This window comes from Candidatus Poriferisodalis sp. (assembly GCF_965203655.1).
Classification (GTDB): Bacteria; Actinomycetota; Acidimicrobiia; order Acidimicrobiales; family Poriferisodalaceae; genus Poriferisodalis.
Genome location: NZ_CBDBDD010000004.1, coordinates 1 through 13,720, shown reverse-complemented (window position 1 = coordinate 13,720; position 13,720 = coordinate 1). Strand labels below are relative to the sequence as shown.

The following is a 13,720-nucleotide window of genomic DNA, read 5'->3' as shown; positions in this document are numbered from 1 at the left end:
CGCGCCCTACACCCGTTCGGCGCGGCTCACCGTGATGAGCCCGCCCGGCCGGAAGATGAACAGCAGCGCAATGAGCACGAATACGACACCGTCGGTGAGGCCGGCAATGCCGTCGGGCAGCCGCGATCGCAACAGGACCTCGGCGAGGCCCAGCACCAGCCCGCCCAACACGGCGCCGCGCAGGCTGCCGAGTCCGCCGATGAGCGCAGCCAGCACGCCCTTGAGCATGGGTGTGATCCCCGCCGATGGAGTCGTTTGACCGGCTCGCATCAGCCAGAAAATGGCTGCGATGCCGGCGAGAACCCCCGACAAGGCAAATGCTCCGCGGATCACGCGATCCGACTTCACGCCCATGAGGCGCGCCGCATCGAAGTCCTCGGCTGCGGCGCGCAGCGACAACCCGAACATCGTGCGCTGCAGCACTGCCGCGGTGGCCGCCAACGTCAACGCCGTGACGGCAATCACGACCACGTCGAATACCTCGATCGTGACGGGACCGATATCGAACGTGTTGGTGATCCAGCGCGGCCGATCGAAGTTCCGTACCGAGGCCGACACGTACATGAAGAACAAGGCCTGCACCACAAAATGAACGCCGAATGAGGTGAGCAGCATCGTGAAGTCCGCTGCGCCGCGCACCCACCGAAAGGCGATCTGCTCGATTGCCAGTGCGGTGCCGACGCTCACGAGAATGACGAGGGGTGCTATCCAGTACCAACTCAACCCTGCGGAAAAGACCCAATAGGCGACATAGCCGCTCACGGTGATCAACTCCCCGTGAGCAAAATTGAGCAGGTGCATCACCCCGAAGATCACCGCGATGCCAAGCGCGAGCAGCGCGTAAATGCTCCCCCGACCCAATCCGTCGATCACATTCTGCGCGAGCTCGGTCATGGACCAACATCCTCGGTGCCGCCGGCGACGCCACCCACGAACGTCTCGAACAGATCGGATCGGCGCGCCAATTCAGCCCCGCTGCCCGACGCCGCCATTTCACCGCTGCGCAGCACGTACGCGCGGTCGGAGACCTCAAGCATGCGGGCAGCATTCTGCTCGACAACCAACAGTGTCCTGCCCTGAGTTCGCAACTGGTCGATCAGCTCGAACACGACATCCACCAGCACGGGCGCGAGACCAAGCGATGGTTCGTCCATCATCAGCAGGCGCGGACGCGACATCAGTGCGCGTGCGATCGCGAGCTGCTGTGCTTCGCCGCCAGACAGGTAACCCGCTGGTGTGTTCCACTTCTGGCGCAGCACATCGAACAGGTCCGCTATCTCGTCGAGCATGACGGGCCGTTCCCGTCCCCGCAGCGTGGCAGCACCCACCCGCAGGTTCTCCACAACCGTCAGATCCGTAAAGAGACGGCGGTGCTCGGGCACGAGCGCTACGCCCAGTCGCAGAAGCCGATCCGGCGCAAACCCCGTGATGTCGATGCCGTCAAGCCGCACGTGCCCCGATGCTGGGTGGAGCAAACCGGCAACGGTATTCAGCAGTGTGGTCTTGCCGGCACCATTCGGCCCGATCAACCCGACGACCTCACCGCCCGACACCGAGAGGCTGACGTCGCGCACGGCCGAAATCGAGCCGTAGCGGACTGTCAGCCCATCGATGTCAAGCATTGCCTATGCCGAGCAAGCAGGGCACAGCACGCAGGCGGAGTCAGCGGGCACGGAATCCCTGTGACAGAGGCCGGGCACGGCGATCCGCTGCCCGTTGGCTACTCCCAGTTCGCGACGAGCGTGTCGACTCCGCCGACCACCCTGTGGATGGACACGGGCTTGTCGGGAATGCCGTTCGTTCCGGCATAGCCCATCGCTCCGGTGAACCCTTCAAAGCTCTCGATTGCCGCAACGGCCGCTCCGATCTCGACGGGGTCGTCAGACCCGGAATCGAGCATGCCTTGGATGCCCAAGAGCATCGAGTCGGCATACAGGCCGGCGAACGTGCCCGATTCGAGCTGTTCGCCATGACGGCCCGCATAGCTCTGCAGCAACAGGTCGATGCGGCCACCTGGCTCGGCGAAGGCGTGGGTTGTGTGCACCATGCCCTCCGACTCTTCGGGCGCAGCAAACAGCAGGCCGGTGGCCTCGAACGCATCTGTGCCGAGGTACGTGATCTCGGCGAGGCCCTGCGCCTCGAGCTGGCTTCGCAGCGCCGTGACCTGGAATGCGAGCATCGCCGAGTACAGGACCTCGTCGCCCTGTGCAATTCCTGCGAGTTCGTTCACTTGCGCCGAGAAGTCGACGTCTTCGATCGGCACGTAGTTCTGATCGGAGATGACTTCGCCGCCGCCGGCTTCGAACACCTCGGTGAAGATCTCGGGGTTGTAGCCGAAGTAGGGGCCAGGCGAACTGAAGGTGATCGCCCTGGTATGTCCTTGCTCGAGGGCCCATTCGGCCGCCGCTGTGGCCTGCCGCGTGTCGTCGAACGTCACCAGGAATGAGTTGGCACCGACATCGGGAAGGCTCGGCTCTGTCGACGCTGCAAAGAACACCGGGACGTTGCCCTCGGTGACCTGCAGCACGGGCTGGCCGAAATCGGCGAACGGCGGACCGATCAGGAAGTGGGCGCCGAATTCGAGCAGGTCCTGAGTGGCTCGGGCCGTGACTTCAGGGTCTCCCTGGATGTCCTGAACGGAGACATCGACCGGCCTTCCACCGACGCCGCCGATGCAGTTGATCAAGTCCGCGAGGTGGGTGACCGCCTGGCTGCCGGGGATATCGGCGAAACCCGAGACCTCGCCGAAGTCCATGGCCATGCCGACACGGATCGGATCGCCAGAAGGTGCATCGACGCAGTTGTCGAGATCGGCTGCCAACGCCGCGTCAATGTCGACGTGCGTCGCCATCTCAGCCATGGCTTCGGTCGGCGCTGGCGCCTCGGTGGCGACCGGGGCCTCCGTGGCCGCCGGCTCGGCCTCGGTTGTGTCGTCGTCGCTGCATGCTGCGCCGAGCAGAGCAACGGCAGCCAGCAAGGCCAGGATGCGTCGTTTCATGGTGGAACCCTCCCATGGTTCGCGCCGATGCTAGCCCTGCCCGGATGAGAGCTCGTATAGCTTCTGCTGAATCCGGGGAAGGAACGAACCATGGCCAATGAACGCGTCCGGATGCTGTGGCCCGATCATCTCGGTCTCGCCCGGGGCAAGTACCTGCCCGCGTCCCTGGCCCACGGGGGCACCGGCCACGCTGCGGCCGTCTACAGCTTGGCCTACGACCGCTCGTTCATCGCTGCGCCCGGATCGGGCGTGCTCGACGGCTTTCCCGACATGCACGCCACCTTCGAGGCGGGCGACCTGCGCCCCGGCTGGGACGACGACCGCACCCAGGTGGCCGTGTGCGACCTGTCCCAAGGGGGCGAGCCGTTCCGCTACTCGGCCAGGTACGCCCTGCGCAAGGCGATCGCCGACTGGGAGGCCCTCGGCTACCGCCCCATGGTGGGCATCGAGTTCGAGGCCTACGTGCTCGAGCACACCGACGAGCACGGTTGGCAGCGCTGGCACACGCCCGAGTCGTACGTGTACGGCACGGGGCGCTTCGTGGACCCCATCGGGCTAATGGACGAGATCACCGACCTCGCCGCGGCCAGCGAGATCATGCTCGAATCGGTGAACGCCGAGTTCGACTCGGGCCAGTTCGAACTGACTCTGCGCTACACCGAGGCGCTGCGGGCAGCGGACGACGCGTTCCTGTTCAAGGTGCTGGCCCGTGAGCGGGCCATGGACCACGGCCGGCGGCTCACGTTCTTGGGCAAGCCGTACGCCGAGCTGGAGGGCAACGGGGTTCATGTGAACTTCTCGCTGCTCGACGCCGACGGCAACAACGCCCTTGCCGATCCCGGCACCGGCGACGGGCTGTCGGAGCTGGCGAAGAGCTGCTTGGCCGGGCTGTGCGCCCATCACCAGGGGCTCACCCCGTTGTGTGCTCCCACGGTGAACGCCTACCGGCGGTTGCGGCCCTTCACCTTCAGCGGCCGGCGGGCGAACTGGGGCTACGACCACCGTGTGGTGGGCACCCGCGTCCCGTCCGAGCGAGGCGAACGCACACGCATCGAGTCACGCTTGGCCGACGGCACCTGCAACGTCCACACGGCGATCGCCGCAGTGCTGCAGGCGGCTCGCCTCGGCGTGATCGACGAACTGCCCTGCCCAGAGCCGGAGACCAACGACGGCATGGAGGCATGGAACACCGAGGTCACCTCGGCGCTCAACCTGACCGACGCCTTGGACCATCTGCGTGCCGACACCGCACTCGCCGATGCCGTCAGCAGCGACCTCGTCGACAACTTCCTCGCCATCAAAGACGCCGAGTGGGAGCGTTACGTAGCCGCCGTAGGCGAACCTTCCGACGAGATCAGCGAATGGGAGATCAACGAGTACCTCCCCTACCACTGAATGTCCCTTTCCACGATCTGCCGCTTGTAATCTCGCCCGTATCCATGAACGACAAGAGGCCGAATAATGGGTGATTCAGCACGTACCCCGACCCCACCTGCACCTATGTTCGGGGGGGGGTCCCGCCCCTGCATCGCCGTCGGCGCTCTCGCCGTCCTGATCGTCACGCTCTCGCTGTTCGCGCTCTCGCCCCCGCCCGCCCAAGCACAGGATGCGTCGTCTGACGCCAGCCTGCGCGACCTGTACATCTCCGGAGCCCCCTTCACCGAGCCCTTCGACCCGGCACGCACCGAGTACGCCGCCACCGTGGGGCAGAACCAGTCCACAGCCTTCGTGCGGGTACGGGTGAACCACTCGGAGGCCACTGCGGCGGTCCCCGGCACGCGGTCGATCCCCGGTGGCTGGTTCATCGTGTCGCTGGACCCGCGGCCCGCGAACATCACGGTGCTGGTTACGGCGGCGGACGGCTCGACGACGCGCACCTACACCATTGGCATCGACGGCCAGCTGCCGGCGGCGTCCACGCCCGAGGAGACCGCGCCCGAGGAGACCACGCCGACTCCGGAGCCGGTGGTGCGGACACCGGAGCCGGACACCCAGCCCGAATTGCAGCGGCAGGATGCGCCGCCCTCCAGCGACGCGACCCTGAGCCGACTTCAGATATTCATGACGGACAATACCGGCCCAGACGCCGGCTGGTACGTGACCCCCAAGGGTTCGGCCTTCACGCTGACTCCGGCCTTCGACCCGCAGATCACCCAGTACGAGGTGCGGATACCGGAATCGGCCTACTCATCCGCGGAAGACACATTTGGGAACGGCCCGCGGATCACGGCGGTGGTGGCGTCGGACGCGCCGGCGCCGGTGACGTTCCTGGTGACGGGCAGGCGGCTGGGCGGTGAGACGCGGGACCCGAAGCGGGCGCCGGTCCGTCCGGAGACTCACCCGGCCACTGCCGTAGGGGAGGGCGAGGGCAACGGGCCGTGGGCCAGCGGGCCTTGGGCGACGCCGCCGGGGTACACCTGGGTCGACGTGAAGGTGACCGCGGCCGACGGCAAGACGGTGAAGACGTACAGCGTGAAGGTGGAGTACGGGCCGACCGGAGACCCGCGGAACGTGAAGCTGACGCCGGGAGACGGGCAGCTGACGCTGACCTGGGAGCATCCGGCGTCGGGAAAGGCGCAGAACTACTTCGCCCGCTGGCGGAAGGCGGGGACGACGACCTGGCTGAACACCGGTCAGCGGGACACGGCACTGGATAGCGCCATCACTGGCGCGGAAGGCGGCGCGTGGGTCTGGAGCCAGGGATCCCACCCGCTGACCTACACCATCACCGGGCTGGAGAACGGAGTGGAGTATGAGGTGCAGTTGGAGGCCCTGGTGGGCGGCGGGCGCAACATCGACCGCAATGTGCCTGACGAGCGCAAGGACGACTGGCTGGCCGGCGGCTGGGTGGCGGCGCGACAGACGCCGGTCAAGCCCAAGACTGAGCTGACCATCACGCCTGCCAACCCCACGCGGGAGTACGGGGGCACGGACGACCTGAGCTACACGGTGGGCGGTCTGGCGCCGGGCGACGCGGCGGCCAGCGTGGTTACGGGAGCGCTGGCTCGGGCGACCGGCGAAGACACGGGCAGCTACGCCATCAACATGGGGACGCTGGCGATCGCCGGCGCCTACGCGGACAAGTACACGCTGCCGTCCAGTCCGTCCGTCGCGACCTACGCCATCACGGCCAAGGAGATAACGGCAATCAGCGGCGTGACCGTGAATAGCCGGACGGCGGACGGAACCACGGACGCGACCTTCGACACCGGCAATGCCCGGGGAACGGGCGTCTTGTCATCGGAGCTTGCCGACTTTCGAGCGGGCGGTCTGCAAGTGAGCGGGTCGTTCAATGCCGCGACTGCGGGAACGCACGACGTGAGCGTGACCTACTCGCTACAGGACCACGGCTCGTTCAAGGCAAGCAACTACACCCTGGCCTCCACGACCGACACGCTGAGGGGAGAGATCACAAATGCGGGCATCCACCTCTCCCCCACCGAGGATGACGGCGTGCTGCGGTTCTCCGAAGGTCGAATGATCGGCGATTCCAGCATTGTCGGCTTTACCAAACTGATACGTCCCGTGACCGTGACGCAAGGAATGACCGCCGTTCATTACATCGCTCTGAAGCATCCTCCCACGGCTGACGTGACGATCACTCTGAAAATGGATCCACCGTCATTCTTTGAGAAGGCCTACCACGTCCAGCGTTCTGCCCATTTCAGCGCCAGCAGCTACCAGCCGGGGGCAGTTGGAGAAGCGTTGGGATATGTCGTGACTCACGATGCCATCGGCACCTTCACCATTACGTACGTGGGAGTCAGCGACGACCCGCGTTACAACGGCGACCTGGACACGATTACGGTTCAGGTGATCCGCGCCAAACCGGGCGAGTGTCGCACGCTCGCCGCTCCGTCCGTATCCATTGACGAACGCGGTGAGGTTTGGGCCACTTCCGGGCCGGGCACTTGTGCCGGGCGCATCGTGGATGGCTATACGGTTGAGGTCAGCGAGAACGACGGCCCGTGGAAATTCTTGGACAATTACGTTACGCCGCGTTCGCCCGGACACGCGAGAAAGCCGACTTCGAAGTCATTCAGGGAGGCCACTACGCTCCCTGATGCAGCAGTCAACGGCGCCGAGTACCGGGTCAGGGGTCGAGGCAACACCTCGGAGGAATACGCGGGTCCTGTCAAGTACCCAACCGACTGGCTGACAACCAAGTTCACCTTCACCGGCGAAGCGGCCGTTATCGTCGGCGCGCCGGTGCGGCAGCCCGGAGCCCAGCTCCCCAATGGCAGCACCGACTACGACGTGGACGACGACGGACTGATCGAAGTGTCCACGCTGGCGCAGTTGAACGCCATGCGCTGGGATCCGGACGGAAACGGCTATGCGTATTTGTTGGATCCATACGCCGTCGCCTTCCCTGACGCCATGAACGGCATGGGCTGTCCGTCGTCATGGTGCTCCGGCTATGAGCTGGCCAACGACCTGGACTTTGACACCAACGGGAACGGCGAGGCCGACGCCGGCGATGCCTATTGGAATGGCGGCGCGGGCTGGCATCCCGTGGGCGTTGCCTGCTGGAGGTACGGCTCGGACTGCCTCGGTTCCGGCCCGTTTACCGGCGTGTTCGAAGGCAACGGCAACGTGATCCGCAATCTCTACATCAACCGGACCGCGACGGCGTGGGGCTGGTGGCGCGACCGCTCGTATGAAAATCAGGGTTTGTTCGGCGCGTCCCGGGGAGTGATCCGCAACGTCGGACTGGAATCAGTGAACGTCACGGGCACGAAGCACGTTGGCGGAATGGTCGGATTGAATCGCGGGAGAATCATCCGCAGCTACGTGACCGGGTCCATAACCGGACCGCACGCTGCGGGTGGATTGGTTGGACGGTTGTTCAACGGTTCGATTATCGAAAGCTACTCCACGGCCAGCGTGGTTGGACTCATGCCGCAGAGCTGGAATGGGAAATATATCGGCGGTCTCGTCGGGTACAACGATGACGGCGCCGTCATCGCCAGTTACGCCGCGGGCCGTGTGTCCGGTCAGGCCTTGGCCACGGGCGGCCTCATCGGATACGGCACCGTGAAGAGCTCCGTGACTGCCAGCTACTCCACCAGCGTCGTGTCCAGCTGGGGCTCACTCACCACCGGGCTGGGTCGGGGCGGCAACGCCGTCAGCAGCTATTGGGATACCCAGACCTCCGGTCAGAGCGGCAGCTCCCTGGGCGCGGGCAAGACCACCGCCGAGTTGCAGGCGCCAACCGGCTACACCGGCATCTACGCCAACTGGAACCGGGACCTCGACGGCGACGGCAACGGGGATGATCCCTGGGACTTCGGCACGGGCAGCCAGTACCCGGTACTGAAGAACACCGGCCCCAGCGTGGCCGGCCAGCGTCCGGAGTCGTCGGATGATCCCGCTGCCGAGCAGCCGACATTCCGCGACAGGGACTACGACGCAGACGACGACGGGCTGATTGAAGTGTCCAACCTGGACCAGCTGAACGCCATCCGCTGGGACGAAGATGGCGACGGTTCGGCAGGGAAAATCGAGAACTGGGTCGTCGATGTCGACGGTTCACTCGTGATCGACGGTGATGTTGACCGCCATGCCATCGCCTTCCCCAACGCGGCGCCGGGCATGGGCTGCCCTTCCTCGGGCTGTATCGGCTATGAGCTGGCCGCCGACCTGGACTTTGACACCAACCGCAACGGCGCGGCCGACGCCGGCGATGAGTACTGGGACGGCGGCTCGGGCTGGTCTCCTATCGCTCTAACGGGCTTCACCGCCGTGTTCGAGGGCAACGGTCACACCATCCGCAACCTGTTCATCGACAGGTCTAGCGATGCGAACGTCGGGCTGTTCGAGGCGGTTGTCATCCCCGCAGTCGTCCGCAACGTTGTGCTGGAATCCGTTGACGTGACCGGTGGCGAACGGGTCGGCGGTCTGGCCGGCCAGGCCAGCGGTACCATCAGCGGCGTCAGCGTGAGCGGAAGTGTGTCGGGCGAGAGCGCCGTAGGCGGGTTGGTGGGACATACCCTGCCGTCCGGCGTCGTCACCGGCAGCCACTCGACGGCGAGCGTAACCGGAACCAAGCCGCGCAGCGAGGGCGGCCGGGACGTGGGCGGCCTGGTGGGCTACAACGCGGGCGCCGTCCGAGCCAGCTACGCCACCGGCGCCGTGTCCGGCAAGGCCAACAACACCGGCGGCCTGGTGGGGTTCAACAGCGGCGCCGTCATTGCCAGCTACGCCCGCCTGGACGTGACCGGCAGCGGCCGGTACATCGGCGGGCTGGCGGGCAGCCACTACGCGGGAGCAATCACCTTCAGCTACGCGGCCGGCGCAACGGCGGGCGGCACGGACGCGGGCGGCCTGGTGGGCCACCGCGGCGGCTCAATCACCGCCAGCTACTGGGATTCAGACGAGTCCCAGGCCACCGGACCCGGCGGCGAGGGCAAGACCACCGCCGAGCTGCAGACTCCCACCGACTACACCGGCATCTACGCCAACTGGAACGTGGACCTCGACGGCGACGGCAGCGCCGACGACCCCTGGGACTTCGGAACGTCGTGCCAGTACCCGGTGTTGAAGTATGGCGGCCTCAACCCCGACGACCAGAGCTCGCCGTGCGGGCCCGCCACGGTGAAGGTGGAGGCTGCGCCGGTGGAGGATGCCCCGGTGGAGGATGCCCCGGTGGAGGATGCCCCGGTGGAGGAGGAGACCGTCCCGGCGGCCCCGCCGACGCCGGGACAGACCGAGCCGTACAACGTGCAGGTCACGCCGGGCGACGGCACGCTCACCGTCACCTGGACGGTCGCGCCCCGCGAGGGGCTCGAGGACGACGCGATACGCCACGCCCTGCGCTGGAGCCAGCAGTCCGGCGTCTGGGCCAACCCGCCGGGACCGTCGGGCGCTGCTGAGGACGGCATCGTGGTCGAAGGCGGAGTCGCGTCCTACACCATCACCGGTCTGGACAACGGCGTGGCGACGGGGGTCTTCGTGCGCTCATTCACCGACGGCAGCTACTCGGAACGCAGCGAGCACTCCAGCCAGTGGGTGCGGGTCAAGGGCGAGCACACCACCCCCAAGGCCGCCGGGTAGCCGGGAGCGGCAGATGCCGGGTGCCGCGCCGGCACACGACACAAATCCGAACGCATTTGTTCCGCATGAGCTACTTGGGAGCGTTCGGTGCGCGCGTCGCGCTGTTGTATCCGCACTCGCGCTTTTGAGTTTGCATTGCGCTTTGTGAATCGCACTGCGCTTTGCGTTGCAGCTAGACTGCGGTCATGAAGGACTTGCTCGGACGTCCGATGGACGCCAACCGTGCAGGGAACCTGTTCACACCCGGCTTCGGGTTGCCGCCGCATCGCCTCGTGGGACGCGAAGACGACCTCAGAGAACTGCAGGACGGCCTCGGCGCCGGTCCGCGGGACCCGAGGTTCACTTCGGTGATCATCGGGCACCGCGGTTCCGGCAAGACCGTGCTGCTGAGCGAGATCCGGGGCATAGCCGCCGAAGCCGGCTGGGTGATCTTGCGGGCCGATGCCACCACCGCGAATCTGCAAGACCGCATCGACGCCGAAATCCGCGAGTTCGCGAACCCGGCAGTCGCAGGCGATCTCGTCGAGGAACGCTCCCCCAGCGAGACGACCGCAGCCTTGCATGCCGGCCCGGTGGGTCTGTCGCGGCGGCTTTCCAAGACCGTACACAACACTCGAAGCCTCACCAAGAAGCTCGAAATCATCGGGAATCACGCAGCCGAACGCGGGTCGGCGGTGCTGCTGTGCGTCGACGAGCTCCAAGCCGGACATCGAGACGAACTGCGACGGCTGGCATCGGACCTGCAGCGGCTCACCAAAGAGGACGGGCTGCCGATCGCTTTCATCGGCGCCGGCCTGCCTGCCATGCAGGACACAATCCTGCGCGACCCCAAGATGACCTTCTTCCAACGATGCCATCCGCAGCATCTCGCCCCACTCCCCTATCCGAGCGTGCTGTCGTTCTTCAAGCAGACCATTGCCGACGCAGGAGGCTCCTGCGACACGGCAACACTCGAACGGATGGCCGACGCGACGGACGGCTTCGCATATCGGATGCAGCTCATCGGCCGACGCGCTTGGACTATCTCCGGAGCACCGGACCGTCCCGTGGACATGACGTCCGCCGAGATGGCCGTCACAGCCGCCGAACGGCACCTGCGAACGCAGGTGTACAGCGACATCTGGGACAGCCTCGATCAGATAGACCGTCATGTGCTGCGCGTGGCAGCCGAGCATGGCGGCACGGTGCCTCGCAGCACCTTGGGCGCCGCCGTGCCTGCGTCAGCGAGCAGCCTTGCCACAAGGCTGAATCGGCTCAGACGCCTCGGCGTCATCACCCGCGACGCAGACTCGCCGCAAGCCGACGTGCGTCTCGGCACGCTCGCACCGCTGGACTTCGTCAACGAGCAACTCGAAGAAGCAGCCAGCCTCGAAAGCGGTGCTTCAGCCGAACTGGCAGTGTCCGTCGCAGCGCGCCGCACGGCGGCTCCGCGATGCGGACGGCGACTCAAGACCAAAGACGCTTACTGCATTCTTCGAGCCGGGCACAGCGGCAACTGCCGATCTCGCTGAACCCCCAAACGAGGCTCTGAGAAGGCGACGGGCGCACGCTGCATCCTCCCCGCACCATGAGGGCGATTCCTCACGTGTGCGGAGTGTGCGGCCGCGGCGCAGCCGGCATGTTCGTGTCCACGGTCTGCGGCTTGTAGTCTCGCCCGCATCAATGACCGTATAAAGAGAGATGAAGGATGAATGATGAGCGATCCGGCACGTACCCCGACCCCACCAGCACGCATGTACGGGGGGGGGGGGGTAGACGTTCCGCCCTCAAACTGACCCTGGCCGCAGCGGCCAGCGCGCTCATGGTCAGCACCGCGCTCACGTTGCCCGCCCAGCCAGCCCAGGCGCAGGACGACAACCGGCCGTCAGTGCAATTCGCCGAAGTCACCTACGTCATCGAGGAAAACGACGCGAGCGGGCTCAACGTCGGGGTGACGATCTCTCCGGCGCTGACCACCGCGAGCCGGGTCAAGTTCACCACCAGCGGCCCCGCCATCCGCAACGTGGACTACACCGTTACCGGGCTGCGCAGGCACACTGTTCCCGGGGCCTACGGAGCCGTGACCCACACCGAGTATGTGGACCTGCCGGCAGGTGCGACGCAGGTGCTCCTCCAGGTCCGGGTCATCCCGGACGATATCGTGGAGGAAAATGAGGACATTTTCTTCACCCTGACATCCATCGACACGACCAATGCGCCCTACAAGATCGGCGCTCCAGCGTCCACCAATGTCGTGATGCTTGACAACCTGAATGCCGGCATCAAGCAAGACCACCTCGCGGTGTCGGGCGCGCTGCCCTGGACGGCGACGCTGACGGTGAGGGACGTGTCCCACGAGCGCGGCAGCGACCCCATGGTGGTGCGCAAGCAGAAGGGCCCCGCCGGCCAGTACATCCCGTGCGGCGCCACCAGTGAGTGGGGCGCGGGCGCCTTCGGCGCCAACGAGCGCTGCCAGAACAACTTCGTGTACGAGCGGGTGGCGCTGAGCGAGGTGACCGGCACGACGAGCTTCCCCATGGTGGGATGCCAAAACGGCAAGAGCGGCGGGCAGTGTCTCCCGCAAGGCAACAATGCGCTCTCGGACAACGGCTTCGTCGACGGCGGGTCGGCGCACAGGGTCCTCGGCGTGGTCCTGAGCGGCGGGACGCTGTCCCTCTCGTTCGACCGGCCCCTCTCGGACGCCTTGAAGGCGGTCGCAAAGCTGACCGTGGACGGCAGCACCGAGTTTCGGCTGGCGGACGCGACGGGCATCGACGGCTCTTACCAATGGGGAAACACGGGGCTGAGCTGGACCACTGACCCCGCCCAGTCGGTGTCGCTGCGCCTGGAGCGGGTGTCGCAGCAACGGGGCGGCGAGGGGCCGAGCTCCGGCGACGAGGAGCAGCGCGACCCGCTGACGGCATCGTTCGAGAAGGTGCCCGCGACGCATGACGGGCAGTCGGCGTTCACGCTGGACGTGCGTCTGAGCGAGACGGTGGGCAAGTTCAGCCGGTCGCCGCGCGCGTCGTCGTTCGCGGTGACGCAGGGCCGGGTGACGGGCGTGGAGCAGATCGGCGCCGGGCTGTGGCGGGTGACGGTGCGGCCGGCGTCGCCTAGCGCCGTGGTGACGGTGACGCTCGCGGGCGGGCGGGACTGCGACCACGAGCCGTCGGGCGCGGTGTGCGCGCGGGACGGGCGGGCGCTGTCGAACACGTCGTATGCGAGGGTCGCGGCGGATCCGCAGCAGCAGCAGGCGGTGCTGACCACGCCGCGGGCGGCAACCCAGACCGTGGCGGCGGCGTTCGGCAAGGTCCCGGCGGAGCATGACGGGCGGACGGCGTTCGCGCTGGACGTGCAGTCGGGCGCCAAGCCCGCTGCCGACGCGTTCACGGTGACGAACGGGACGGTCACGGGCGTGGAGTCGCTGGACCCGGTGCTGTGGCGGGTGCGCGTCAAGCCGAAGTCCTGGAAAGACGTGACAGTCGCCCTCGGCGACGCGTCAGCGAAGGTCCCTGGCCCGGCGCGCATCCGAGCCCAGGACGCCCGGGCGAAAGAAGGCAAGCACGCCTCGCTCGACTTCACGGTGACGCTGAGCCGCGCGGCGTCGGGGCCGGTCTCGGTGCACTACGCGACCAACGACGGCACGGCAGCGGCAGGGGCGGACTACACCGCCGCGTCGGGCACGCT

7 protein-coding genes are annotated in these 13,720 nt (G+C 66.7%); 4 read left to right on the top strand and 3 right to left on the bottom strand.

Going from position 1 to position 13,720, the window contains the following annotated elements; genetic code table 11:
- Positions 1-6: 6 nt before the first annotated feature.
- The 3 genes from ACOGW9_RS02770 to ACOGW9_RS02760 all read right to left on the bottom strand — a co-directional run bounded on the left by ACOGW9_RS02770 (position 7) and on the right by ACOGW9_RS02760 (position 2,998).
- Positions 7-894 (bottom strand): branched-chain amino acid ABC transporter permease, encoded by an 888-nt coding sequence (locus ACOGW9_RS02770; protein WP_419908146.1) that lies wholly within the window; start codon positions 892-894, stop codon positions 7-9.
- A complete protein-coding gene (locus tag ACOGW9_RS02765; protein WP_419908144.1) occupies positions 891-1,622 on the bottom strand; it encodes an ABC transporter ATP-binding protein in 732 nt (243 codons plus the stop codon). The genes ACOGW9_RS02770 and ACOGW9_RS02765 overlap by 4 nt, the downstream gene beginning before the upstream one ends.
- Positions 1,623-1,720: 98 nt before the next feature.
- Positions 1,721-2,998, bottom strand: a complete 1,278-nt coding sequence (locus ACOGW9_RS02760; protein ID WP_419908142.1) for an ABC transporter substrate-binding protein — start codon at positions 2,996-2,998, stop codon at positions 1,721-1,723.
- A gap of 90 nt (positions 2,999-3,088) precedes the next feature.
- On the opposite strand from ACOGW9_RS02760, the gene ACOGW9_RS02755 reads away from it, so the two are divergent.
- The 4 genes from ACOGW9_RS02755 to ACOGW9_RS02740 all read left to right on the top strand — a co-directional run.
- On the top strand, positions 3,089-4,393 hold the full coding sequence (locus ACOGW9_RS02755) for a glutamine synthetase family protein (RefSeq protein ID WP_419908140.1): 1,305 nt from the start codon (positions 3,089-3,091) through the stop codon (positions 4,391-4,393).
- Positions 4,394-4,498: 105 nt separating this feature from the next.
- The gene (locus ACOGW9_RS02750; RefSeq protein WP_419908137.1) at positions 4,499-10,054 is read left to right on the top strand and encodes a GLUG motif-containing protein; all 5,556 of its coding nucleotides are present in this window, start codon (positions 4,499-4,501) and stop codon (positions 10,052-10,054) included.
- 185 nt (positions 10,055-10,239) lie between these two features.
- A complete protein-coding gene (locus tag ACOGW9_RS02745; RefSeq protein WP_419853829.1) occupies positions 10,240-11,565 on the top strand; it encodes an AAA family ATPase in 1,326 nt (441 codons plus the stop codon).
- Between the two features lie 290 nt (positions 11,566-11,855).
- Positions 11,856-13,720, top strand: a 1,865-nt coding sequence (locus ACOGW9_RS02740) for a Calx-beta domain-containing protein (protein ID WP_419908135.1), incomplete at its 3' end; no start/stop codon positions are given.